Genomic DNA, 25,301 nt, shown 5'->3' with positions numbered 1-25,301 from the left:
TAATGATAACGTTTTAGCCTGGAATACCGTTTAATACCGCAGCTTTATTAGTTGTTTTCTTAACTTTTACCTTCATAACTAACACCTCCATTTCTTAAAAGATATATTTATAATATTGCATTAAAAAGGCATTTTCAACAATTAAATCCAATTTTTATAATATTCAAACAAAAACAGGTAAATTATACTTTTTTTCGTTTATTTTAAACCGACAAATATTCCATTTATAATATTTTTTCTTGCATGTAAAACCAGCATAGATGAGTAATCCAGGTTTCCGCAGTTTTCCATTGAGTAGATATTTTTCTAACTTGTGATTCTGTTAATAATTCGTTATACTCATAAATCTCTCCTACTACTTTACGTATAATTAAGTCTCCTGCGGGTAGAATGTCTTGACGTCCTATACCTCTCATTAGTATTGACTCTGCCGTCCATTTTCCTATACCTCTATGTTTCATTAAATAGCTACAACCCCCTTCACGATCTAATAAATATAAGCAACTTAAGTCTAGCTCTTCATCTATAATGGCTTTAGTTATTTCATGAATATATTCAGCTTTCCTTTGACTTAGCTTTAAGTCACGAAGTTGGTTTATATTTAACTTCATCACCTTGTGGGGGCATAAATCTGTATAATATTCACAGTTATTAATTATTATTTTAGCTCCTGTTTTTTCTAACAAACTCTTTTTAATCCTATGAGCAACTTTTGCACTAATTTGTTGACCGATGATTGCCCATATGATGGATTCGTAGACACTTCCTAATAAAACAGGTCTAAACCCTTCGTACATTTTTATTAATTTTCCTATCTTAGATTCATTAGCTATAGACTTTTGAGCTTTGTTTATATCTTGTTCCAGACAAAATATTGTGATAATTTTCTCCTTTACTAGTTGAACCTGATTATTCTTAACTTCTTCACCAATAACTTTAACTTCCAAGTACTTACTATCGATTCCTTCGTCCCTAACTAGTACTAGGTACGTTCTTCCCCCTATTATAAAAGCTCTACAATATGTGTTTTCAATAACCTTCTCGATTACAAAAGAGGGCGAGTTTTTTATGTACCTTAAAATTAAATCAAAATTATATATGTTTGGTTTATTAATTCTAATTATTTTTTGTCTCATAACTTCCTCCTAATTTTCAATAAATCTATATTAACAGGCTTTCTTAAAAAATTAATGATTAATCTAAATAAACAGATAATATTTATAAAACCATCCATATTTTTCATTGTAAGACTTTGGATGTGTTATATTTGTAGTAAAACTAAAGGAGTGAGCGAAAATGGATGCAATGAGTTTTATTTTACTAAACTTTGAAGAAGTGAGACGTCGAAGTATAAAAGTATGGATGTCAATACCTCAAGATAGGTTAGACTGGCGCCCTGATCCAGAAGCAATGTCATGTAGGGAGATGATACATCATGTTCTTGAAGGAGAATACCTCTATCATCAAATGTTAGAAAAACCACTTAACCTTTCTCTAACAGAGGAGCATAATCCTTATAAGGCAGTAACATTTAGTTCTGTTGAAGAAGCATTAAAGTTTGCTCAACCATATAGGGAAAAATTTATAGAGTTTTTAGGCCTCCTTAATGAAAAGCAGCTAACAGAGATAAAGATAGACCGATCGGAGATGGGATATATTCGAGAGTTAGGAGATATGTTGTTACGAGTGGCTTATCATGAATCAGTACATACAGGACAACTTTTAGATTATTTAAGAACTGCAAAAGTTAAACGTCCTATAATATGGGATTAAGTTTCTGATTAATCTCCCGTTGTTTTATTTTTCTCTGCTCTAAAGAACGCTCATACAAAGCCATAAAGTTGTTTACTTAAAGGGGGAAGAACCATTGTGAATAATGAAAAGCAGTTACTTAAATTTCAGACGTTTCAACAACTTCACAAAAGACCCTATACTTTTGTATTGCCTAATGCTTGGGATGTTATCAGTGCTAAAATTTTTGAGAAAAATGGGTTTCCAGCTATTGCAACAACCAGTGCTGGCATAGCAATGTCTTTAGGATATAATGATGGTGAAAAAATCCCTTTTGAACAAATGTTAGAAGCTGTTAAGAGAATTATTAATTCCGTCAATATTCCTGTCAGTGTAGACCTAGAGTCTGGCTATGGCAGGTCTACTAATGAAGTGGTAGATAATACAAGACAAATTATTTTAGCAGGAGGAATTGGTATAAACCTAGAAGATGGGACGGGAGATTTAGATAGTCCTATTTTAGATGTTTCGTTGCAAGTAGAAAAAATATCTGAAATTAGATTACTATCCAAATCGTTAAAAGCCCCATTATTTATTAATGCGCGTACTGATTTGTACTGGTTAAATACAGGAAATCCGGATCTAAGACTTCAAGAAGCCATCAATAGGGGAAAAGCATATCAAAAGGCTGGAGCAGATTGTATTTTTATTCCTGGGCTATATGACATGGAATCCATTAAAAAAGTTCGACAAGAACTATCTTGTCCCATTAATCTTTTGTCTGGGCCAAACTTGCCTTCTATTAATACATTATCGCAAGTTGGTATTGAAAGATTAAGTACTGGATCCGCCCCTTTTAGAGCAACTGCTACATTATTACAAAGAATTACTGAAGATATCCTTTGTGATAATAATTTTCAACGATTAATGAATGATAATATGAGTTATGATGCGATAACAGAACTAATTGGGACTCCTGAATAGAATTTATCAAATTATATTTAGCTTGCCTTTATAGAACTGGTAGGACTACTGAAATATACAGTAGTTCTTTTGCTGTTTGAACTATATTTAAACAGTTACCATAAAACGTTTTATAGATTGTTGATATAACAACTATTTTCTTTCAGGTGATTGAAGATATGATGTATAAAAAGCTCCCCTTTTATACATGTGCTCGTCATGGAAAAGATAGTCGTTATCGTATAAATATGTTATCATTTATCTAAAGTTATAGAGTTATCTCAAAAAGCAACCTCACTCGAATGCCATTAAAGACTGAGGTTGCTTTTTCTTTTTTAAATAAAATTAAAATAATTGTGTTAACTCAAAAGGTAAGTTAGTTGAATAAAATTATTAATTTACTATCTAAGTAGTAACCGCGTTTTTATTCTACAAGGAGGCCTAGAATGATGAATCTAATCGATAAGAAAGTTACACACAAGCATTTTGGAACAGGTACTATAGTTAAATATAATGATTCTAGCATTGAAATAAATTTCGCATCAGAAAACAAAAAATTTGTTTTCCCCGATGTATTTGGAAAGCACCTAAAACTGCATGATAAAAGTGTTGCTCATTCCCTGGAAAAAATTTTAGAAGAAAAGGAAACGGAACGAAAAGAGGAAGAATGGAAGAAGGAAGAAGAAAAAAAATTACAGCGAAAAAATCAGGAACTTCGCTGGGGACATGAAAAACTTATGAAAAACCATAAACTTCATCCCGAATCACAAATGGTTTTTTGGTGCGACACAGAAGAACAGAATAGTTCTTTTTCAGAGTGGACGGTTTTTTCAGGCGTAATAAAAAGTGGTAATTACAAGGGGAAGCCAACCAAACCCACCCGCCTACATCAAAATAGCGCTGTCTTGTTAACAGCAATAGATTCCAGTATGCCTGAAAAAGACAGACGCATCTTAGGTGTCTATATGGTCAATGAAAATTTTATCGGTAAGCTTTGCGAAGATGGATATATTCCTGCTCATTCAACGTACAGACTCCAACTTACAGAACAAGAATCCAATCAGATGCTTTTCTGGAAATATTATATAAACGAAAAGAACTCCCAAAAAATGGTGTGGAATACAGGTAAATACCGTTATTTTGATAATTCATGGATGGCTCAAATTTTGCTTGATATAGTTTCATTGAAAAGTGACTCAAACGAACGAGAGCAGGCACAGCAATTTTTTGAACATTTTTGCAAAATGAATTTGATAACGGATCAAGATTTACCAAAGCCTAATGGCGCATTAATGCGTATTTAGACGTTAGCCCACAGGTAATTAATTAAGAATGAAAAAAGACAGGCGCACTTTTCTGACCCATTGCTAATGACGAACAGTGCCAGGCTCTGTTTGCCAATAAAAGCGTAAATAAAGAATCTACTGCTACGTGTAAAGTAAAACAAGCAGGCTCTTAATAATTAAGAATCTGCTTGTTCTGCTCTACATAAGGACTATCAGTAAGTTATTTTATTTTTTTCTAAACAGGTACATATCTAACAACATATCAACAAGCAATAAATTAAGCTAGTACGTTTATTTTAATATACAGTTGAGCTAGATAGAATATCTTTATGAAAACGTACTGTTTCAGAACTATAGGCAGTCATATTTAGTACACTTTTTATAGAATATGATATGAGGACTACCCCATCTTTCAGTGTACTCACCCAACAAGGATGAAAGGGTATTAAAAAATAAAATTGCTTATCAAGTTTTTCTAAAACAAATGGTGCTGGGGGAGCTTTTTATTTGTGCTACAATTCTTAGAAAGAAGTATTTGATATTATTAAACACGCTAGTTACAGCAATTATAGGAGGTATTCATTTTTAAAACTTTTGTAAAATTATCCACTTGAGAGAAAGCAGACAAAGAAAATATAAATCATATTATACATAGCTTTTCCTTTTCTATTATCTTCCTTACCCTACTCCTAGTTACTGAAACCTTCCCTTAAAAAACAAAGAACAGCTAATATTTTTAAATAAGGAGTTTTTAAATGAGTAATTATGAAAAAACTAAGAATAACAAAAATATAATTTTAGGTATTATATATGCTCTAATTGTAATATCTGTATATGCATTTAACTTACATCTACAGATAGCTTTGTCTATACTTACTCTTGTCATAATATTTGAACTTGTAACTTCAATAAAAGAAGATGACAAAGCTAAAAATGTTATAAACATTATTACCATATGTTTATTTATACTTGGAATTGTTTTTCTCTAACTAGTACTTACTAATAGCTAACAATATAAAAAGAGCAAAGGCTTCTTATAAATGAAGAAGCCTTTGCTCTTTTTATATCTTTCCCACTCTTTTTCTAGACGGTTAGTATGCTTTTGAATATCGCTAACATGTTTTAATTTAAGATTAAGGTTGCCTGATATAGATAGTCAGCAACAGTATACTTTTACGGGCTTTTTTTTGAGATAAGAAAACTATCATTTTCCAGTTTAAGTAAGTTGAAGCTCGTCCTTAGTGAACCATAAAAAATCCCCACTAAATATAGTGTAGCCCTCACTCTCAAAGAGTAATTTCTTTACACTATACTTAGAGGAGATAATACCAAATTTTACTGTTTTTCTTGCATTACGTGAGCTACTTCAGTAAAAATTACACCTAAGCCATGTGCACCTGCGTCCGGATAACCAAGGCTTCTTTCTCCAACCGTACCAGCACGCCCCATACGTGCAACAATCTGTTCAGTTGATTTTGCTCCTTCAACAGCAGCTTCTGCTGCTTTGACAAGCGCATGTTTCAAGCTTTCACCTTCAGCAGCACTTGACGTTAACGTATCTGCATAAGGTACTAAGGCATCAATTAAAGTTTTATCTCCCACAACAGCTCCACGTCCAAAAGAACGTTCTCCTGTTGCTTGAATTCCTTTTACAGACGCTTGGATCATTTCAGCAAATTCTGTTAAAGTCAGTTCGGTTTTAGATTCAGTGTTCTTTCCAGCCGCACGAAATGCTGATCCCCAAATAGGCCCTGATGCCCCGCCACAGTGCTCCATGATAACAATGGAACATGCCTCTAAGAAGTTGCCAATATCATTTGATTTATTTTCTAGAATTTCGTGCCATTCAGCTTTCAATTGTTTGAATCCTTTAGCAACACTCATACCAAAGTCTCCGTCACCAGCATGGGAATCTAATTCACAAAACGGTATTTCATTTCTAATAATACATTCACTCATTTGGTCTACCATAAAAATAATATTATTCAACGTCAATCGATTTTCCGTTACTACGGAATATTCTTTGTTGGTTTGCACCTCATAAGACACTTTCGGGGCCTCTACGCTACCGATGATTTCATCATAAGTGACAGCTGGTACTTCACCTTTAAGTTTTAGCGCAGGAGTATCGCACTCTTCAGATAGAAGACTCTTTAAGTTTTCATCTAATTTCATAATTGAAATAGAAGCACCGGCCATATCAATGGCTGTCATATAGTTTCCGACAAACGTTCTTGCAATCGTTACTTTTCTACGTGACAGTTCACGAATGACAGAATGATTTAATAAATACAGTTCTTGAAGAGGTGTGTTTCCAAATCCATTAATTAGGACAGCCACTTCTCCTTTTCCATCTTCTATCCCTATTTCTTTTAATAATGCCGTTACCATGCGCTCTGCAAGTTCGTCTGCTGAAATAATTTTTTCACGACGGATACCAGGTTCTCCATGAATGCCAACGCCAAATTCCATCTCATCTTCTGCAATCTCAAAAGTAGGAGTTCCTTTAGCAGGAACTGTACAAGAAGTTAGTCCAATACCAATGCTTTTAACATTCGCAATAGCATTTTCTGCTGCCTCTTTCACTTTTGGTAGATCATATCCGCGTTCTGCTGCAGCACCTGCTATTTTATGGACAAGAACAGTACCAGCCACTCCACGTCTTCCAACTGTATATAAGCTGTCCTGTACAGCAATATCATCATCTACTTTTACATAATCCACTTGAATTCCATCTTCTTCTGCTAGATAAGCCGCATTCTTGAAATTCATCATGTCACCACTGTAGTTCTTAATCACGAGTAGAGTTCCCTTATCGCTAGCTGTTTCTTTAATGGCTTGATAAATCTGTATTTGAGAAGGTGAGGCAAATACATCTCCACAAACTGCTGCATCTAACATGCCCTTCCCGACATATCCAGCGTGAGCAGGTTCATGTCCACTGCCGCCCCCGCTAATTATGCTTACTTTATTTTTATTAATTTGCTCTTTTTTAATGACTTTATATTTTTCAATTAAATTCAGTTCCGGATGTGCTAGAACCATTCCTTTACACATCTCAAGTACGACATTTTCTGGTTTATTAATAATTTTTTTCATCTTATATTAACCTCTTCTTATAATCATTTCCAATTTGATCTGCTGCAAGAATAGCTGCAGCTACTGACTCTGGAGTAACAGGGAATGGCATAGAATAAATAGATTCCTCTGGAATACAAGCTTTGTTAGCTACTTCCATTAACTCTTCTTGTGTAATTTGTTCTACTCCAATATCAGCAAGACAAACTGGGAGTCCTACTGCTAAACAGAAATCTAACACTTCTTCTATTTCCTCAGTTGGCGCATTTTCCAATACCAATTGTGCTAATGTACCAAAAGCTACTTTTTCACCGTGGAAGTAGTGATGCGCACTTTCTAAAAGAGTAAGCCCATCATGAATGGCATGTGCTCCAGCTAATCCACCACTTTCGAATCCTAACCCTGATAATAAAATATTAGCTTCAATAATGTTTTCTAAGGCCGGAGTAACAACATTATGATCGCTTGCTGCTTTTGCTTTAACCCCGTCCTCTAATAGAGTGTTGTAGCAATGTTCTGCTAAAACTAACGCTGCATTTGTACCTTTTGCTGGTGCACATACGTCCTCACGCACTCCACAAGGTAATCCAGCATTTACATTAGAGAAAGAACGTGCTGTTGCTCTTGCTTCGAAATAAGTGGATAACGCATCCCCCATACCAGATACTAAGAATCTAGTAGGTGCATTAGCAATGACTGTTGTATCAATTAATACAACACTTGGGCTTTGCTTAAAGTATGCGTAATCATCAAAAGCACCCTCTGGTGTGTAGATAACTGCGGAATGACTTGTAGGTGCATCCGTAGCAGCAATTGTTGGGACGATAATTAACCCTTCTCCCTCTGCTACACATTTTGCCGTATCAATTGCCTTACCACCACCTAAACCAATTGTACAATCACAGTTGTTTTCTTTTGCTATTTCCTGCAATCTAGAAATTTCTGGTCTGGAGCACTCGCCATTGAATCCGCCTTCAAAAAATGTAATACCATATTTTTCTGCTGTTGCATCTAATTTGCCTTGTACACGTTTAATATCTTCAGGATGTGCTATTAAAAGTGCAGAGGTACCAAATGTTTTCACAAAATAACCTAAATTTAAAATTTCATCTTCACCTTGAATGTATTTTGAAGGACTAATAAATGCTTTTCTCATAAATAAAACCTCCTAATTAACTTTGTAATCCCTTACAATCGAAATTTTACTATCTTTTGTGTAAGATTACATTAGTCTTAAATGACGAGTTTTTACAACTTTTTATCGTATTTTTTTGCTCTCTTCATTTAATATGGTATTATTATGACATTATTTCAGGTGAAAATACTACTAAGTTCACGTTGAAAAGAGGTTACCTTTATCGCTGAACACTCTTTTATTTTACAAACTCAGGAATAAAATAAAGGTATTCTCAAGTAGGTAATACAAACTACCACACGGGAAGTAGAAGCAAGGGAGATAAAACATTATTGAAAACTACTTACATGAATTTAGATAAAATACTAGATTTAAAGAAATGGCGAAATCTTCAAGATTCACTTGCGTTTGTTACAAAATTAGCGATTGTTACGGTTAACTATAAAGGAGTGCCCATTTCTCAACACAGTGGTGTACGTCCATTTTGTGAGACTATGCGTAAAAATCCTGATACGGCAAAACTTTGTGAAAAGTGCGATGCGCGGGGAGGATTGGAGGCAGTTAGAACCAATGCTCCTTATATCTATTTATGCCACTGGAATATTGTCGATATTGCCATTCCCATTATAATTGATGATAAATATGTAGGCGCTATCATGGCGGGAGAAGTAAAAATTGAGGATGGTGACAAACATCCTCAATTGGAACAAATGCTTACTGTTCCATCAAAGGGATTTGAACAGAAGTTAAATAATAATGAGGAAATACAGCGTCTATATGATTCTATTCCTACTCTATCCTATACAGAAATTAACGAAGCTGCTCAAATGTTATATAGGCTTTGTAACTACATTGTAGAGGAAGCTATGAATAAAAATTTGATTTTAGAAGTATATGAAAAGATGGCTCCAGTAAAAGAAGACGTTTCTACTGAAGATATTTCTTACGGTTATTCTCTAGATAATATTCAAAATATAAAAAAGGAATTAGCCAACACAGTTACTAATGCTTATGTAAAAACGTCTATTAACGATCACTTAGTTTGTAAAAACAAAGTATTACAGCCAGCCTTTGACTACATTTATAAACATAAAAGAGAAAAAATATCTCAGCAAAAGATGGCTGATTTATGTCACATTAGCACAGGTTATTTCAGCCGTATATTTACCAAAGAAACGGGTATGAATTTTTCTGTTTTTATTTCGCTCAAAAAAATAGAGTGGTCCAAGCAATTATTAGAAGAAACGGATTTGTCTATTGCACAGATTAGCGATGAATTAGGTTTTAATGATCCTGGATATTACATCAAGACATTTAAAAAATATGAAAATATAACTCCTAACGTCTATCGGAAATATTATCAAGAAAAGATGTAGAGTTTTCAGTCCTGACGTAAGAAACATATAACTTTTCCATACTGATACTAGTATTCTAAAAAGGGTGCTTTTCAGTATGGAAAAGCAATGAGACACAGTCATGTGCTGGCCTTTACGCTATAAATAATATATAAATCTCTATTCCGCATGCTTATAAACATTGGGTCTCAGGCCCTCAAATATTGGGATGTTTTTTTGTTGTTCTGTAACTTTCTGTATATGAATTTCTGCTGTTATGATTTCTTCTTTGTCTCTCCCCTCTTCTATAATGTTTCCATTTGGATCGATGACCATTGAATGTCCAGCGTATGTGTTGCCGACATGATTTTTATGATTCACATTCCCCACGCTGTTACATGCAATGACGTATACACCATTTTCTATAGCTCGTGCTTTCAATAGTGTTTTCCAATGGTCTATATTTTTAGTAGTCCATTGTGCAACGTAGAATACAATTTTTGCACCTTGAGAAGCCGGAAAGCGTGTGATTTCTGGAAAACGTAAATCGTAACATATAATTTGACTAGTTTTGATACCGTTAATTTTGAATACTTCCGGTACTTCATCTCCACCTGTTAAATAATGATGTTCATCTAACATCGGCACGAGATGTATCTTATCTTTTTGGTAGAGCAGTTCGCCCGTTTTTGATACTGCAAAGGCTGTATTATAAATATTTCCATTCCTTTTATTCGAAACTGAACCTGCAATGATATTCACTCGATGTTTAGTTGCTAAACTTTGGATAAATGGAAAAGCCCTCTTTAAATCAATGTCTGCTTTTTCTGCTACATTTTTTAAATCATAACCCGTATTCCACATTTCAGGTATTACAACAATTTCCGTATCTATATCCAGCTTTTCTGCAAATAAGGATACAATACGGTTTTCGTTTTGCTTAACTTCTCCTTCAATAATCTCCATTTGAAATAATTGTATTTTCATGTTTTTCCCTCTTATTCATAGATAAATTTATAAATAGAATATAAATCATTGCTGTATTTGACATCTTCGCCATGTGAAGAAGAAATAATAGAGGGTTTAATTTTATCTATAATTCGCCCTCTATTAATATTTTCATCCATATCAACTGTGAACTTTCGAATCGGTGGATGTAAGGATTCGGTATTAGAAAAGAATAAGTCTCCAATTAGCAGCACATTGTCCTCTTTATGATGGTATATGACATGTCCTGGGGTATGTCCGGGTGTTAGATATACGTCTACGGGTAACGTTTTAATGATATTGTCACTTAAACCTTCAACTTGATGTTCTACGCCTGTTGTTTCTTTTTCTGCCTTGTTTGGATACGGTTTTTCGCCATTGATAAAAGGCGTTTCAATTTCGTGTGCGTAAATAGGAATATTTAAATGATCTTTTAAATACTTGGCACCATTAATGTGATCCAAATGGCCATGTGTCAGCAAGATACTCTTGGGAATACCTAAAGATTTTGCTGCATTCAACTGCGCATATGCATAGTCTTCCATTCCGGTATCGATGAGATAAACATCCTCACCATCCACTATGTACCATGTATTGATCTTAACTCGGATACCAACGACGGTTTCATAAGTGAGTCTATAAACATGTTCAGAGATTTGAACAAATTCCAATTCATACACCTTCTTCTGATTTATTTGATATCATAAGTGTAATCAGAAAAAATAGGAGTAACAAGAAGGCACAAATTTGTTACTCCCCATTGAGGTGAGGAAATGTCAGAGTTTAAAAGCGATCAATACGGCCCTTGTACGTTAACTGTAAAGCAAGCCTGTCCAATTGAATTAGCGATGCACATTATGGGCGGTAAATGGAAAGGCATTATTTTGTCTTTGTTATCAAAGTCACCTATGTATTATAATGCAATGCGCCGTGAAATACCGGGTATTACTCAGCGCATTCTTACACTCCAGCTTCGCGATATGGAAAAAGACGGATTAATAGAAAGAGAAGAAACAAACGATAACCCTAAAAGAGTTTTATATTATTTAACAGAGCTTGGAGAAAGTTTTATCCCAATACTTAAATCTTTAGAGAAATGGGGCAATGCTTACATAAGCAAGCAGGAAGAAGGAATAAAAGAGTCTCAATAATTAAGGGTAATCCCTCACTTTATTCCTTTAACATTTAACATACAATCAAACCTATTGTTCATATAAGCATTCATTTCTATCTATTCTAATCAAGTTTTGGCATAGGAACGAGTTCTAATTATAAGCAAGAAAATATATATGCTTACAGTTAGCTGTCTTAACAAGAAAACTCCCCTAAACATAATCGATTTTATGTTAAATAAAAAAGACAGAAAGAGTCTACTTCTTCCTGTCTTTTTTGTCATTTAAGCATCAGCAACATGAGTTGCTTGCAGGTGACTTTTCATTCACTCCAACGCTATCCTCAGTCTTATGAACCTCACTATCAGATTTCGTATAAAAAAACTCCCACTCGTTCCCGTCAGGATCTGTTACCCAAAACTTATCTTGCACAGCATAGCAGCAGGTCGTATCTATTTCTTCACGAGCAAAGAACCCCTCTTTTTCTAGTCGTGATTTATGAGAATGAATCTCCTCAGGAGTTTCTACTTGGAAGCCGAAATGATTCACTTGATTACCTTTTACATCGTCACGTACGTTCAAGGTGAAATTTAATCCGGGTTCATCTAACAAGAATTTAGCGTAATCTACTTTCGTTTTTACAGGTCGAACGCCAAATACCTTTTGATAAAACTTAATGGACGCCTCTAGATTCGTTACATTAATTCCTACGTGAACATATTTCATTTACACTTCCTCCTTCGCATGCTAAATAATATTATTTGGAATGTAGTAAATTAAGAGCATGGGCCGCTTTTACTTGTATCTTTTCTAAACAAGCAGCATAGTTCTTCTGATAAGAGGTGGTTCACCTCTTTATCATTTAAATCATAATAACTCCATGTCCCTTTTGTTTCTTTTGTGATGAGGTTTGCTTCTAATAAAATCTTTAAGTGGTAGGAAAGTTTAGATTGAGACATCCCAAAGAATTCAGTTAGATCACATACGCATGTCTGTCCTCGCTGGCAGAGCTCATACATAATTTCTAATCTCTTTTGATCAGCAAGAGCTTTAAATTTTTGTTCGTACTGTTTAAATGGGTGCTTTCCTTCCTTGACTGTTTCCATTGTCATTCTCCTTCATCAATTTTTTTTGATTTAAAGTTCGAAGCTCTCGGCAGCTTTTTTAAAGTTACTGTATGTAGTTTCCCCTCTTAACGTAGGATCTTGATGAAAAAAACGCTGAAAGATTAGACTTTGTGCTTCCTTATAGTTCATCCCTTGAGTGTTCATAACTAAATGAAAATAGGCTCGAAAGTACGTAACCGATAAGTTTCCAGAGTTGTTGACTCTCACTGCTTTTCCCCTCACTTTTATAAATCAATTTTTTTTGATGTATTCATCATATCTGGAAAATTTAGATAAATCAAGACATTAATCAAATTTTTTTGTTTAATAGTAGTGTATATTTTTGTTGAATGTATAATCAAATACTTATATAATTATATTTGGAAATAAGGAGGTGAGTTGGATTGGATGTAAAAGTACAAATAGAAATGGAGAAAGCAGCACAGATACTGAAGCTGCTTGGCGATAAGACAAGATTATCTATGATGAAACTGCTCCAAAATAACGAGTGCTGTGTTTGTGAGCTAGTCGAAATTTATAAAGCAAGTCAACCGGCTATTAGCCAACACTTGCGTAAATTAAGAGATATCGAACTTGTAAAGGAAAGACGACAAGGACATTGGATTTTCTATTCATTAAATAAAGAAAACGGCTATTATCAGTTTGTCCTTAATATACTTGAATCTTTACCAAGCGAAGATGGACGATTAAAAGAACTAGAAAAGCAAGGATTACGCATTAGTTGTTGCTAATAGTAGGAGGTTTGTAAAATGGTATCAGTTATAGTAGCCTCCCTCATCTTCTTAGTGACATTGATTTTTGTCATTTGGCAGCCAAAGAACTTGTCTATTGGTTGGTCAGCGTGTGGAGGCGCAGTTTTAGCTCTTTTAGCAGGTGTGGTTGATTTCCATGACGTGCTGGATGTAACTCAAATTGTATGGAACGCAACGTTAACGTTTATTGCAGTTATTATTATTTCTTTAATTTTAGATGAAATTGGATTTTTTGAGTGGGCAGCGTTACATATGGCACGAGCTGCAGGAGGTAATGGCGTTCGCATGTTTGTATATGTATCCCTCCTAGGAGCTGTAGTAGCCGCATTATTCGCTAATGATGGGGCAGCCTTAATTCTAACACCTATCGTACTTGCTATGGTGCGGGCACTCAAATTTGAAGATAAAATGGTCTTTCCTTTTATTATCGCCAGTGGATTCATTGCGGATACAACATCGTTACCTCTTGTAGTAAGTAACTTGGTCAACATTGTATCAGCTGATTTCTTTGGTATTCGTTTTTCTGAATTTGCCTCACGCATGATTGTGCCAGATTTATTTTCACTTTTGGCAAGTATTACTGTCTTGTATTTGTATTTTCGTAAAAGCATCCCTAAGAAATACAATCTAGATGATTTACAGAAACCTGTTGAGGCCATTAAAGACATGAAAATGTTCCGTTTATCAGGAATCGTTTTATTTATTTTAGTTCTTGGTTACTTTATTGGTGAGTTCTTCAATGTTCCAGTTTCTATTATCGCAGGTATTATTGCCATTTTATTCTTAGGAATAGCAAGAAAAAGCCCGGCTGTTCACACGAGAAAAGTGTTAGCAGGAGCTCCGTGGGCGATTGTTTTCTTTTCGATTGGTATGTATGTTGTTGTGTATGGATTACGCAATGTGGGGCTAACTGAAGTACTAGCAAGCCTTATTCAAACAACCGCTGATCAAGGATTATTTGCAGCAACCATTGGTATGGGATTTATTGCAGCCATTCTCTCATCGATTATGAACAACATGCCAACCGTGATGATTGATGCTTTGGCCATTGATGCAACTTCTGCAACAGGTACGATTAAAGAAGCTCTGATTTATGCAAATGTCATTGGTTCGGATCTAGGACCAAAGATTACACCTATTGGCTCTCTAGCGACGCTCTTATGGCTTCATGTTCTCTCGACAAAAGGAGTTAAGATTTCTTGGGGAACTTATTTTAAAACAGGTATTATCTTAACCATCCCAACATTGTTTATTACACTTGTTGGTTTATATATTTGGTTATCAATTATTTCTTAACACATCATAAAGGAGATTTTACACATGTCTAAAAAAACACTTTATTTCTTATGTACAGGTAACTCTTGCCGTAGCCAAATGGCTGAAGGATGGGCAAAAAAATATCTAAATAACAATGAATGGGATGTACGCAGTGCAGGATTAGAAGCTCATGGATTAAATCCTAACGCTGTAAAAGCAATGAAAGAAGCTGGTGTTGATATTTCAAACCAAACATCTGATATTATTGATCCTGAAATTTTAAATAATGCAGATTTAGTGGTTACATTATGTGGCCATGCAGCTGATCATTGCCCCGTAACACCTCCTCATGTGAAGCGTGAACACTGGGGATTTGATGATCCTGCAAAAGCAGAAGGAACAGATGAAGAGAAATGGGCATTCTTTCAACGTGTCCGTGATGAAATTGGTGAGCGTATTCAGCGTTTTGCCGAAACAGGTAAATAATTAATTAAGAAGCAGTCTATTTGTGTAGACTGCTTTATTTTTTCTCCACTAATAAGGGGCTTTTCACTTTTATAGTTCCTGAAAATAATAGGCTCTTGTTTAGTACCTGAACGGCTAATAATTAATTGTTCGTAATAAATGCCACCTCTGATGTAAACCGTAGTTCCGGGTGGAGCTGCTTCACTTGCCTTTCTTAATGTTCTAAAAGGTTTGCTTTTAGTACCTAAGTTTTTGTCGTCCCCTGTAGGAGAAACGTAGATCTCATGATGTATAGGTTCTACTGAAGGCTGATTAGCTGCCTCAACCCTTTGGTTTATACAACACAGTAAAATAATAAAAATACCAACTGCTTTTTTCATAAGATACTCCTTAAAGTTAATGAGTTTCACTTACAAGATGTTTAAATTATACTATTGCTCTTTTAATAAATATGTAAAACATCGCACTATGTCTTGTTATTTTTTAAAACTACAGCAACTTTTACATTTAAAACGGAAAGTGCTAAAGTAATGCTAGAATATGGAGGTTTGAGAAATGAATAAGGAACTTAAGTTACGTCCTTTGGAAAGAGAAGATTTAAAATTTGTCCATGAACTCAATAATGATGCAAATATTATGTCTTATTGGTTTGAAGAGCCTTATGAAGCTTTTGTAGAGCTACAGGACTTATATGATAAACATATTCACGATCAAGGTGAGCGTCGGTTCATACTAGAAAAGGACGGGGATATGCTTGGATTAGTGGAATTGGTCGAAATTGATTATATTCATCGTAGAGCAGAGTTTCAAATTATTATTGACCCTACATATCAAGGTCATGGTTACGCCATGGTTGCCACAAATCTAGCAATGAATTATGCCTTTTCGGTATTGAATATGCATAAACTTTACTTAATTGTAGACAAGGAAAACGAAAAAGCAATTCATATCTATAAGAAGGTCGGTTTTTCTATCGAAGGTGAGTTAAAAGATGAATTTTTTGTCGATGGAAGCTATCATAACGCTATAAGAATGTGTATGTTTCAAAAAGAATATTTACAAACCAAAAGTAAAAACTAAGGTTGAATTAGTATAAGTTTCCTGCTCACTAAAAGAGAAAAAAGAATGAGATCGGGCTTCTGTTAATGCAAAGAGAAAAACTCCTGTTCAGACGCAACAGGAGTTTTTCTCTTTTTAAGCTGTAGATGATATACAAATTTCTATTCTGCATGCTTATAAACATCCGGTCTCAGGCTTTCAAATATTGAGAAGAGCCTTTACCATGGCGGTAAAGGCTCTTCATATGCTCTTCCCTGATGGGAGTCTTATGTTATCTTTAGTTAAGGTCTATGAAAATTGACTGTTTTCTCGTCATCTCCTGTGCGTTCAAACCAGCCTCTGAAGGCCCAGTTATCATAACCTCCATCACCTTCATTAATAAATGTTCCTTCTTCAAATATCCAGACTCCATACGTAATACCATCATAATCTACGGTATCAAAATACTGAACACCTTGTAATTGATCTGAATTATAACTTTGACTCAAATTCATGACCATTACATTATATTGTTGACCCGATTCAAAAAACGCTTTTTCCATTGCTCCCTTGACGAACCCACTTCGATTGTCGGCTGTTTTAGCCGCATCTGCAATCGCTTGTCCTATGGCTACGGGATCAACTGTTACGTCTCCTCCAACTTCTGCAGCTTCTGCGGAACCTGCAGAACCTCCTAAGTTCGGTAGAGCTAATGGCGTCGCTAACACAGCTAAACCTACGGCAGAAGCTACAACAGCTTGTTTCGCTTTTCTCATTTGATCTCCTCCTATTTTTAGGTGATTCTTAGAACATTTACCCTTTTTTTTCACATTAAGACAAAAAATACTGTAATTAAGAATAGGAGGTAGACCATTTCATTCTTTTGAAGCATCTGTTCAACCAAACATAAGCTGATAAGTTTCTTTCTAAAGGCTCTCCCACTTTTTCTGCCATTTCTCTCGGTGAACATGGCATCTTATTTTTGAGCCATTATTCTACTATGACGCCGTATTGGAAAAAGTTGAGGTAGCTCATTCAATATGATAACCCACTATTATTTAATGGATTTAGTTGCAATATAACAAGGCATATATTCAGTGATTTTCCCCTTGTGATGATGATCTTCATAAAGGTCTTGTAAGGTGAATCCAGCTTTTAGTTGTCCGCCAATTTGAGTTTCTAATGAATGGCTAAACTGTACACCGCCATTTTTTATAAGTTCTTCATCATTTTCTACGGTGTTTTTAGTTCCATCATAAGGTAATTTATTAACCACTTGTAATGCTTTTTCATCTTCTCCAAATAAATAAAGAGCAGGATTTGCAAAGCCAGATAGCAGAACGCCACCTTTTTTTAGAACTCTAAAACATTCTTGCCAAACGTGTTCCACATCTTGAATATAGCAGTTTGATACAGGGTTAAAAATCATATCGAACGTCTCATCTTCAAAGGGAAATGTCTTACTCATATCCCCTTTAACTATTTCAATAGAATAGCCTTCTCTAGTGGACACCATTTTTTCTAATTCTAATTGCTTATCAGAGTAGTCAAAAACCGTAACTTCCGCATGTTGGGCTGCAAAGACTGGGCACTGCTGTCCTCCTCCGCTAGCAAGTCCCAATATTTTTGCTTTTTTAAATGGAATAAACCAGTTATGCGGAACAGGCTTACAAGGTGTTAAGTAGATATCAAACTTACCTTGAGTTGCATCTACAAAATCTTGATGATTAATAGCTAATGACCATTCTCCTCCCGCTGAAGCCCATTCATCCCACATTTTGGAGTTAATTTTTGTATAATTAGATTTTTGCGCCATAGTTAATCCCCCTTTACCTTTTTACGTTATTTGTTTAATTTTACCATGTTACTAGAAGAATTTAGATGTACTAATTAATTTGTTCTGTTTCAGAGAATTAATCTTTACTGGAGAAGTACTTAATAGATATTTTTAAAAATAAAAAACACCCTTTTGAAAAATCACAAGGGTGTTTTTATCCTACATATAAAAGCTTGTATATAAACAAGGTACGAGTTTTATTTTTAATGGCTTGTCTCGAAGCTTTCAGCCATCATTAGGTCATTTTTGTAGGCAGCCATTGCGAGTTCATATCGCACCTTTTGGCTCGCTTCTACAAAATCAGCTTCCTTCACAAGGCCTGATAATGAATATTGGTGACCTTTAAAACCTACGTTCAGTTCAGTAATTTGATTGAATTGAAAGCCCTCTATAGGAATTCCATTCATATCTTTCAACAAATATTGACCATATTTTTCGTTACATGTTTGTGCTACCTTCTCCATTACTTTGAAGGCATCGTCCGGGTTTTGCCTGTAGTTGAGAATAAGACTTTCATTTACCCGGCGTCTTCCTCGGGTTCCATTCTGAAGTTCCGTAATGTTGCTATATGAGACGGTATAGAGGTAGCCGTCATATTGACGAATCTTTAAGTAGCGCATTGTAATTTCTTCTATTTTCCCTTGACGGTTTCCGTTAAGAATAACATAATCTCCGTGGTGGATCTGGCGTTCAAACAAGTAAGTCAGTCCCATTATATAATCACGGATGATATGCTGGAGGATTATTGCCAGGGCACTGGCCAACACTACCGAACTAGTGAGAATCTTTCCGAAGTCAAAGAAATGGCTAAGCACATAAATAAAGAAAAAAGCCAGCCCCAATACTCTTGTGACCTGATTAGAAAAGTGCATGAGCGTCTCTTCTCGTTTTTCATCTAAAAAGCTCGTTTTATCAAAGAAAAGCTTAATGAATTTGCGAATAAAATAAACGATAAGTACAATCAGCAGCCCTACCGTTAAAACCTTTACTGGAAACTGCTGGAAAAATTCAGTGAAAACCACCTTACCCACTCCTTATTTCTAACACTATACCAAAAAAATGTACGGAAAGACAAAAATCTTCTATTGCTTGCAAACCTTAATGATAATAGCACGGTTTCCTCAAAAAAAGAAGCATATTCTATGCTTCTTGAAGGTCGGTCATATTCGGCCATATTCTTTCAAATTGTCTTCCATCCTTATATATCTTTTGACTTTTGCAGGCTTTCTAATAAAGACCTCCCTATATGTTCATCATTATTTCTACCTAGTTTATAATTAGCTAAAACGACGGACGCAACTTTCTTTTCTTTATCAATTCCTAAAAATGAGCTGAAGCATCCGGTTCCACCGCCGTGCAATACCACATTATTGTTTTTCTTTAAAAGCAACCATCCAAGACCCATATCAAACTTCTTTGTTCCATTGGCGTATTTTTCATGACAAAAAGACAGATATGGTTTATCTTCATCCATATTTATTTTTGCGTATTTAAGTAAATCATCAGCGGTTGAGGATACTGCGCCCGCAGGTGATATAAAATTCCCCTTGTCCCACTGCCAGTTGCCACAATCATTATTTTTGCGGTCATAGCCATGTAGATTATCGTTTGAAGCGCCTAAACAAGTATCCTTTAGTCCAAGCTCATTAAGAAGAAAGTCATTCATAGTATCCCAATACCCCTTGCCCGATATCATTCCCAACACGTATCCAATAAGGGATATACCGAAATTGGAATACTTCCATGAATAATCTACTTCTTTTAATTTACTTTTTTCGATCAGCATCTTCATTTTGTTAAAATCCATATGTAACGGATTATTTTTATTCAAATCACTTCCGCCAAAAATCAAATTAAAAATTATTTTAAAATATTCCCGTTTATTTAAAGGTAAGCTTCCCGAATATCCAGAAGAGTGAGTAGCGAGGCGGAGCAATGTAGGATAATACGTGTCTTCCTTAAGTTCTTTTATGTACTTTCGTATAGAATCGTTTAGTGTCAACTTGTTTTCAGATATGTATTTTGATAGCAGCGATATAGTAAAAGTCTTAGTAATAGAACCAATTTCATAATGATATTTTTTGGATGAGTCAATTTCACCGCTTTCATTATAAATTTTGATAACATATTGGTTGTCCGTTAAATAGCCAACGGTTAATTTCAAATTCTTTTTTCCTCTACAGGTCTTGTTAATTAATCGTACTGTTTCATCACTGATTTCAAACATAATGAGTGCTCTCCCTTATCCTTTATTTCGAAAATCATTAAAAGGATTGATATGCTTCAAAGTAAAGTAGCCTATCAAATTTATTTTTATAAGTTCTTTTTTATATTATCAATTGCTTGAACTCTTCGACTTTCAAGCTCCCTTATCACTCTCAACTGTAATTCATTGTGATCTTCATCCATTTTGATGTTGCCTTCTTCTTCAAATCCATCATGTTCTTCCCCGTCAAAGCTATAAAGTTTCTTTAAAAGCTTCCACATTATTTCCAACTCTTCGGTTGAAAACTTTTTAAAAAGGTCTTCCAAAAAGAAAATTCCTTTTTCTGAAACAACAAGCAGCGCTTCTTTTCCCTCTTTGGTGATTTTTACGTTAACTGCACGTTTATCTTTACTGCTAGGAACCACGTCAACATACCCCTTTTTTTCCATAATGGTAATTAACTGCTTGACGCTTTGTTTTGTGGTTCCTAATTTTCTAGCAATATTATTTAACGTTGTTTCATCTTCAGGTAAATGAGCAATTGCCACCATCGCCATATGCTGTCTTGATGTTAAGAGCTCAAGAGACTGATCTCCTTTCACCTGGACTTTATTTGCCAGAGAAAATAAGGTAGCGTAAGTTTGCTGCATTAAAAAAAGATCTTTATAAATATCCATATTAACCCTCCATTTTAGACAATATATTGTCTAAAATAATAGTATATTTTGTTAATTAAGTCAATGTACTGTTTATTTTAATTTTGACTATTCTGTTACACTAAAGCAGGCAAAGAAATAGTGGCCTTTCGTAAGCAAAAGTTGTCCTTTCTATATCTAATTAGATATACTAAAAAGGCACTCTAATTTAATATCACTCTAAAAAAATGTAAGAAAACCGATATGAAGTAAAGGAGAAAAAACATGAACCAACACACACAACCTTTAAACCCTATCGCCTTCCACCTTGGTCCACTTGAGGTCCATTGGTATGGAATTATTATAGGGATAGGAGCTTTTTTAGGCTTTTTGTTAGCCTCGAAAGAAGGAAAGAAACGAGGTATCTCTTCAGAAACCATCTCTGATTTACTTCTGCTAGCACTACCCATTGCTATCGTTACTGCTCGAATTTACTACGTACTTTTTGAATGGAGTTACTATAAAGACCACCCAGGCGAAATTATAGCAATTTGGCATGGAGGCATAGCTATTCACGGTGGAATTATTGGATCTGTATTAACAGCTATATGGTTTTGCAGAAAAAAGAATCTTTCTTTTTGGAAAATGGCTGATGTTTTAGCTCCTAGCTTATTATTAGGCCAAGCTATTGGCCGGTGGGGAAACTTTATGAATCAAGAAGCACATGGCGGACCTGTTACACGTCAGTTTTTAGAAACTTTACATTTACCTGATTTTATTGTTAATCAAATGTATATCAATGGAACTTATTATCATCCTACATTCCTTTATGAATCCCTTTGGAACATAATAGGTGTTCTTGTCTTGATCGTACTAAGAAAATCTTTGTTAAAAAGAGGCGAAGTCTTTCTTACTTACCTACTATGGTATTCGATAGGACGATTTTTTATAGAGGGATTGCGTACAGATAGCTTAATGCTAACTTCTCATATCAGAATAGCTCAGCTCGTTTCTTTCCTTTGCGTGCTAGGCAGTTTGATCCTGCTATGGTATAGACGTAAAAAAGGCTTAGCAACTAGTAAGACTGTATCTCTCTCATAAGCACATATGTTTTTGTATGAATGATTTTTTAAAGAATTAAACGATAAAAACATACAAAAGGAGCAAATTGATTTTCAGTAACTCTGAAGATCAACTTGCTCTTTTTTTGTTTCACTTATTAATATTTTTAATCTTAATCATGATTTATATGTATTTTACTAATAATAAAGTGTCTTTTATAGTTAAATCATACACTTCTTGTGTGAAGCCGCGCTTGATAAGAATTCATATTGGAGATGAAATGTATGATAAATATAAATAAAGCCCAAAAGCGGACTGTATTCTTACGAACAAATACCCGGACGTCATTTAATATTTCCTTATGGGCTGGAGGAATTGCTTTTACTTTTCTTTTTGCTTTACTTGCTTATGGATTAGCAAAAGTCCCGGGGTTTAATCATATCGGTCCACTAGCCTGTTCAATTATAATGGCAGTCATTTATCGTCAAATTTGGGGATACCCTGAAAAAATAAGATTTGGAATTGAATTTTCTTCTAAAAAGCTGTTACGTTATGCGATTGTTTTATATGGACTAAAGCTTAATATTGATGTTGTTATTCATCAAGGGCTAGGACTGCTACTTCGCGATGTGGGAACGGCTGTATTTGCGATTGTTTTAACAATTCTTCTAGGCAAATGGATGAAGGCTGATCGTGGTTTATCTCTTCTTTTAGGAATAGGAACAGGAATATGCGGTGCGGCAGCTATTGCAGCTGTTTCTCCGATTGTAAAAGCAAAAGAAGAAGATACAGCTATCGGAGCTGGTGTTATCGCTTTAGTGGGAACTCTATTTGCCATTGGATATACCATTTTAAGACCCTATATACATTTAACGAATATCCAATATGGAATTTGGTCAGGCGTTGGCCTCCATGAAATTGCCCATGTAGCTCTAGCTGCAGCACCAGCTGGACGCGACGCCCTAGCTATTGGCCTGTTGGCTAAGTTAGGCAGAGTGCTTTTACTTGTGCCATTAAGCTTTATCTTAATGTACTGGATGAAGCGAACAGGAAAAATGGAAAAGGATACGAAGATTGAATTTCCTTGGTTTTTAATAGGTTTTATCATCATGAGTATTTTTGGAAGTTATGTCGTAGGCAAGCACCTTATCATACCTAAAACGATCATGAATGATATTTCAACTCTAACCACGTTTCTTTTAACAATGGCTATGGTCAGCTTAGGGTTAAATGTAAGTATGAAGGCTCTTCGAACAAAAGCATTAAAGCCATTGATTGCGATGTTTATTACTTCTATACTCTTATCATTTCTTACATTTTGGACAATGTAAAGACCAGTAAATTAAAATGATTAAGTAACAGCTAATACTTCGTATACAACTGTTAATGTGAAAAAATCTTTTATTTCTCAGGTTTTAAATATCTTTCCAAATTTATGGATTAATTATAGAGAAATCTAAACCTATACTAGATACTAATGGCAGTTCCTCTCCTTAATAAACGGTTTCAATTAAAAAACACCCTTTATTGCAGTAAGTAGTGATGTAATAAAGGGTGTGTTTGTATATACTAGGGGTTGTAGTGCTGAACTTGGTGTTGTTTTAAGAGCATCAAGCGGATGAAAAGACAAAGCATCTTCTACCCATGGAATACAGTAAAGCATAGACACATTTAGAAAATACATTGACGCCTTTGAATCAGTCATGGTATAAACACAATAGGAGAGTTTAGTGCTTAAAAGCATAAAAGCGATAAAGTTTAAAAAAATACATAAATAGACGACATAGGAGGAAATAAATATCATGGGACATAATAGCAAAATTATAGACTGTACCATTCGTGACGGAGGTTTAATTAATAATTGGGATTTTAGCGTTGAATTTGTGCAAGACTTATATAACGGCCTAAGCGCAGCCGGCGTTGAATATATGGAGATCGGTTATAAAAATTCACCTAAGCTTCTTCAAGCAACTGAGCCCAACCCATGGAGATTTCTTGACGATAACTTTCTCAAAGAAATTATCCCTGAGAAAAAGTTCACGAAGCTATCTGCTTTAGTAGATATCGGGCGTGTAGATCCGAATGACATCCTGCCGCGTGAGCAAAGTATGTTAGATATGATTCGAGTGGCATGCTATATTCGCGAAGTAGATAAAGGCTTAGAGCTTATAAAAATGTTCCACGATTTAGGCTATGAGACTTCACTTAACATTATGGCACTATCTAGCGTACCGGAAAATCAGCTTATTGAAGCATTTGAAATGGTAAAGAAAAGCCCCGTAGATGTTGTGTATATTGTTGACTCCTTTGGAAGCCTAGACCCTGCCGATATCGAGCATCAAGTGAAAAAGTTCCAAGCCATGATTCCTAGCAAGCAGCTTGGGATCCATACGCATAACAACATGCAACTAGCTTTTGCTAATACATTAACTGCGATGCGTAATGGCGTTACATTCCTTGATTCATCTGTTTATGGTATGGGCCGTGCAGCTGGTAACTGTAACACAGAGCTGCTTGTTAGCTACATACCAAAACCAAGTTATGAGATGAAGCCGATTCTCGGCGTAATTGAAAAGCATATGCTTGAAATGCGTCAAAAGTGGGAATGGGGCTATATCATCCCTTACATGATTTCTGGTGTGCTGAATGAACATCCACGTGTAGCTATGGCTTACCGTGATAGCGAGGATCGTGACAAATTCGTAGATTTTTATGACAAAGTAACGTCTCCAGAAGTTACTACGTCTCCAGCATCAAAATAAGTTAAAATACTAAAAGTACCTCTGTTAACCGGGGTGCTTTTTTGTATTACATAAAAACCCATGATTGTATAGCATATCCTTAAACTTTGATACCCTCGATCTCGATAATTAACTAAATGTAAACAGTTGTGCTCTTCTTAAACTATTATTTATGTATATAAACTGGCGTTCCAATGGGAACTGCAGAGGAAAGTTCTAGAATATCTTCATTATCCATTCGGACACATCCATGTGACATATCTCTGCCAATAGAGGCTGGATCATTAGTCCCGTGTATTCCATATGTAGGCTTTGATAGTCCCATCCATAAGGGGCCAAATACAGCTGGAGGGGTCGTATCTTTATTAATGATTTTAAATTTCCCAATTGGAGTTGGAGTGATCATTTTCCCTACAGCAATAGGATATGTCTTTACTAATTTAGCTCCATCATATAGTTTTAATTGATGCTGCTTTATTGAGACATCTATCCTTTTTGCCATAGAAGAACCCCCCACCCTCTTATAATTTACTATACATAAAATTTTCTAGATTA

At 35.1% G+C, this 25,301-nt stretch carries 27 protein-coding genes; 13 read left to right on the top strand and 14 right to left on the bottom strand.

Annotation, left to right across the window (positions count from 1 at the left end; genetic code table 11):
• Nucleotides 1–224 precede the first annotated feature (224 nt).
• Complete coding sequence (locus CEQ83_RS08680; RefSeq protein WP_154991470.1) at nucleotides 225–1,136, bottom strand: DNA-3-methyladenine glycosylase family protein; 912 nt, start codon at nucleotides 1,134–1,136, stop codon at nucleotides 225–227.
• Nucleotides 1,137–1,296: 160 nt separating this feature from the next.
• Here CEQ83_RS08680 and CEQ83_RS08675 point away from each other — a divergent pair, with 160 nt between their 5' ends.
• The 4 genes from CEQ83_RS08675 to CEQ83_RS08660 all read left to right on the top strand — a co-directional run bounded on the left by CEQ83_RS08675 (nucleotide 1,297) and on the right by CEQ83_RS08660 (nucleotide 4,969).
• A complete protein-coding gene (locus tag CEQ83_RS08675) occupies nucleotides 1,297–1,773 on the top strand; it encodes a DinB family protein (protein ID WP_033578639.1) in 477 nt (158 codons plus the stop codon).
• A 96-nt stretch (nucleotides 1,774–1,869) separates the two neighbouring features.
• Nucleotides 1,870–2,715, top strand: coding sequence for an isocitrate lyase/PEP mutase family protein (locus CEQ83_RS08670; RefSeq protein ID WP_033578638.1), 846 nt, complete (start codon nucleotides 1,870–1,872; stop codon nucleotides 2,713–2,715).
• 428 nt (nucleotides 2,716–3,143) lie between these two features.
• The gene (locus tag CEQ83_RS08665) at nucleotides 3,144–3,998 is read left to right on the top strand and encodes a hypothetical protein (RefSeq protein WP_028413803.1); all 855 of its coding nucleotides are present in this window, start codon (nucleotides 3,144–3,146) and stop codon (nucleotides 3,996–3,998) included.
• 737 nt (nucleotides 3,999–4,735) lie between these two features.
• Nucleotides 4,736–4,969, top strand: coding sequence for a hypothetical protein (locus CEQ83_RS08660; RefSeq protein ID WP_028413804.1), 234 nt, complete (start codon nucleotides 4,736–4,738; stop codon nucleotides 4,967–4,969).
• A 346-nt stretch (nucleotides 4,970–5,315) separates the two neighbouring features.
• Here CEQ83_RS08660 and dhaK read toward each other — a convergent pair whose 3' ends face one another.
• Nucleotides 5,316–7,079 carry a dihydroxyacetone kinase subunit DhaK gene (dhaK, locus tag CEQ83_RS08655; RefSeq protein ID WP_155017185.1) on the bottom strand — a complete coding sequence of 588 codons (1,764 nt, stop codon included), beginning with the start codon at nucleotides 7,077–7,079 and terminating at the stop codon, nucleotides 5,316–5,318.
• A 1-nt stretch (nucleotide 7,080) separates the two neighbouring features.
• Complete coding sequence (locus CEQ83_RS08650) at nucleotides 7,081–8,214, bottom strand: glycerol dehydrogenase (RefSeq protein WP_028413806.1); 1,134 nt, start codon at nucleotides 8,212–8,214, stop codon at nucleotides 7,081–7,083.
• Nucleotides 8,215–8,525: 311 nt separating this feature from the next.
• Between CEQ83_RS08650 and CEQ83_RS08645 the strand changes: the two genes are divergently transcribed.
• Nucleotides 8,526–9,569: a PocR ligand-binding domain-containing protein gene (locus CEQ83_RS08645; protein WP_098627273.1), complete on the top strand. Its 1,044-nt coding sequence runs from the start codon at nucleotides 8,526–8,528 to the stop codon at nucleotides 9,567–9,569.
• Nucleotides 9,570–9,707: 138 nt separating this feature from the next.
• Here the strand turns inward: CEQ83_RS08645 and CEQ83_RS08640 are convergent, their stop codons facing one another.
• Both CEQ83_RS08640 and CEQ83_RS08635 read right to left on the bottom strand, forming a co-directional pair.
• On the bottom strand, nucleotides 9,708–10,514 hold the full coding sequence (locus tag CEQ83_RS08640) for a carbon-nitrogen family hydrolase (RefSeq protein ID WP_155008675.1): 807 nt from the start codon (nucleotides 10,512–10,514) through the stop codon (nucleotides 9,708–9,710).
• An 11-nt stretch (nucleotides 10,515–10,525) separates the two neighbouring features.
• Entirely contained in the window at nucleotides 10,526–11,185 is a 660-nt protein-coding gene (locus CEQ83_RS08635) for an MBL fold metallo-hydrolase (RefSeq protein WP_098627275.1), read from the bottom strand.
• Between the two features lie 102 nt (nucleotides 11,186–11,287).
• Here CEQ83_RS08635 and CEQ83_RS08630 point away from each other — a divergent pair, with 102 nt between their 5' ends.
• Nucleotides 11,288–11,665: a winged helix-turn-helix transcriptional regulator gene (locus CEQ83_RS08630; protein WP_047751227.1), complete on the top strand. Its 378-nt coding sequence runs from the start codon at nucleotides 11,288–11,290 to the stop codon at nucleotides 11,663–11,665.
• Nucleotides 11,666–11,917: 252 nt separating this feature from the next.
• On the opposite strand, the gene CEQ83_RS08625 is transcribed toward CEQ83_RS08630, so the two are convergent.
• A complete protein-coding gene (locus CEQ83_RS08625; protein ID WP_034264882.1) occupies nucleotides 11,918–12,352 on the bottom strand; it encodes an ArsI/CadI family heavy metal resistance metalloenzyme in 435 nt (144 codons plus the stop codon).
• A 50-nt stretch (nucleotides 12,353–12,402) separates the two neighbouring features.
• Nucleotides 12,403–12,732: an ArsR/SmtB family transcription factor gene (locus CEQ83_RS08620; RefSeq protein ID WP_033578631.1), complete on the bottom strand. Its 330-nt coding sequence runs from the start codon at nucleotides 12,730–12,732 to the stop codon at nucleotides 12,403–12,405.
• A gap of 404 nt (nucleotides 12,733–13,136) precedes the next feature.
• Here CEQ83_RS08620 and CEQ83_RS08615 point away from each other — a divergent pair, with 404 nt between their 5' ends.
• From CEQ83_RS08615 to arsC, 3 genes are read left to right on the top strand one after another with little or no spacing between them, the layout of a single operon-like run.
• Nucleotides 13,137–13,484 carry an ArsR/SmtB family transcription factor gene (locus tag CEQ83_RS08615; RefSeq protein ID WP_014460639.1) on the top strand — a complete coding sequence of 116 codons (348 nt, stop codon included), beginning with the start codon at nucleotides 13,137–13,139 and terminating at the stop codon, nucleotides 13,482–13,484.
• An 18-nt stretch (nucleotides 13,485–13,502) separates the two neighbouring features.
• Nucleotides 13,503–14,801 (top strand): arsenical efflux pump membrane protein ArsB, encoded by a 1,299-nt coding sequence (locus CEQ83_RS08610; protein ID WP_034264885.1) that lies wholly within the window; start codon nucleotides 13,503–13,505, stop codon nucleotides 14,799–14,801.
• A gap of 24 nt (nucleotides 14,802–14,825) precedes the next feature.
• Nucleotides 14,826–15,248 (top strand): arsenate reductase (thioredoxin), encoded by a 423-nt coding sequence (gene arsC / locus CEQ83_RS08605; protein WP_049163975.1) that lies wholly within the window; start codon nucleotides 14,826–14,828, stop codon nucleotides 15,246–15,248.
• Here the strand turns inward: arsC and CEQ83_RS08600 are convergent.
• Nucleotides 15,221–15,607 (bottom strand): DUF1565 domain-containing protein, encoded by a 387-nt coding sequence (locus tag CEQ83_RS08600; protein WP_228123040.1) that lies wholly within the window; start codon nucleotides 15,605–15,607, stop codon nucleotides 15,221–15,223. The genes arsC and CEQ83_RS08600 overlap by 28 nt on opposite strands.
• A 175-nt stretch (nucleotides 15,608–15,782) precedes the next feature.
• Here CEQ83_RS08600 and speG point away from each other — a divergent pair, with 175 nt between their 5' ends.
• Complete coding sequence (gene speG / locus CEQ83_RS08595) at nucleotides 15,783–16,307, top strand: spermidine N1-acetyltransferase (protein ID WP_028413819.1); 525 nt, start codon at nucleotides 15,783–15,785, stop codon at nucleotides 16,305–16,307.
• Between the two features lie 260 nt (nucleotides 16,308–16,567).
• On the opposite strand, the gene CEQ83_RS08590 is transcribed toward speG, so the two are convergent.
• The 5 genes from CEQ83_RS08590 to CEQ83_RS08565 all read right to left on the bottom strand — a co-directional run bounded on the left by CEQ83_RS08590 (nucleotide 16,568) and on the right by CEQ83_RS08565 (nucleotide 20,985).
• A complete protein-coding gene (locus CEQ83_RS08590; protein WP_115653572.1) occupies nucleotides 16,568–17,041 on the bottom strand; it encodes a stress protein in 474 nt (157 codons plus the stop codon).
• Nucleotides 17,042–17,319: 278 nt separating this feature from the next.
• Nucleotides 17,320–18,081 (bottom strand): class I SAM-dependent methyltransferase, encoded by a 762-nt coding sequence (locus CEQ83_RS08580; protein WP_155017184.1) that lies wholly within the window; start codon nucleotides 18,079–18,081, stop codon nucleotides 17,320–17,322.
• Between the two features lie 224 nt (nucleotides 18,082–18,305).
• Complete coding sequence (locus CEQ83_RS08575) at nucleotides 18,306–19,124, bottom strand: mechanosensitive ion channel family protein (RefSeq protein ID WP_042992192.1); 819 nt, start codon at nucleotides 19,122–19,124, stop codon at nucleotides 18,306–18,308.
• 176 nt (nucleotides 19,125–19,300) lie between these two features.
• On the bottom strand, nucleotides 19,301–20,329 hold the full coding sequence (locus CEQ83_RS08570) for a serine hydrolase domain-containing protein (protein WP_155017183.1): 1,029 nt from the start codon (nucleotides 20,327–20,329) through the stop codon (nucleotides 19,301–19,303).
• 86 nt (nucleotides 20,330–20,415) lie between these two features.
• Nucleotides 20,416–20,985, bottom strand: a complete 570-nt coding sequence (locus CEQ83_RS08565) for a MarR family winged helix-turn-helix transcriptional regulator (RefSeq protein ID WP_028413823.1) — start codon at nucleotides 20,983–20,985, stop codon at nucleotides 20,416–20,418.
• Nucleotides 20,986–21,228: 243 nt separating this feature from the next.
• Here CEQ83_RS08565 and lgt point away from each other — a divergent pair, with 243 nt between their 5' ends.
• The 3 genes from lgt (at nucleotide 21,229) to CEQ83_RS08550 (ending at nucleotide 24,767) form a co-directional block, all read left to right on the top strand.
• A complete protein-coding gene (lgt, locus tag CEQ83_RS08560) occupies nucleotides 21,229–22,044 on the top strand; it encodes a prolipoprotein diacylglyceryl transferase (RefSeq protein ID WP_034264911.1) in 816 nt (271 codons plus the stop codon).
• Between the two features lie 245 nt (nucleotides 22,045–22,289).
• Complete coding sequence (locus CEQ83_RS08555) at nucleotides 22,290–23,336, top strand: YeiH family protein (protein ID WP_155017182.1); 1,047 nt, start codon at nucleotides 22,290–22,292, stop codon at nucleotides 23,334–23,336.
• A gap of 471 nt (nucleotides 23,337–23,807) precedes the next feature.
• Entirely contained in the window at nucleotides 23,808–24,767 is a 960-nt protein-coding gene (locus CEQ83_RS08550; protein WP_033578621.1) for an aldolase catalytic domain-containing protein, read from the top strand.
• Between the two features lie 145 nt (nucleotides 24,768–24,912).
• On the opposite strand, the gene CEQ83_RS08545 is transcribed toward CEQ83_RS08550, so the two are convergent.
• Nucleotides 24,913–25,248 carry a L,D-transpeptidase gene (locus CEQ83_RS08545; protein WP_033578620.1) on the bottom strand — a complete coding sequence of 112 codons (336 nt, stop codon included), beginning with the start codon at nucleotides 25,246–25,248 and terminating at the stop codon, nucleotides 24,913–24,915.
• Nucleotides 25,249–25,301 lie beyond the last annotated feature (53 nt).

It is taken from the genome of Priestia megaterium (assembly GCF_009497655.1).
Taxonomy (GTDB): Bacteria; Bacillota; Bacilli; order Bacillales; family Bacillaceae_H; genus Priestia; species Priestia zanthoxyli.
The sequence above is the reverse complement of the archived record's forward strand: the minus strand, read 5'-3'. Positions and strand labels throughout refer to the sequence as shown.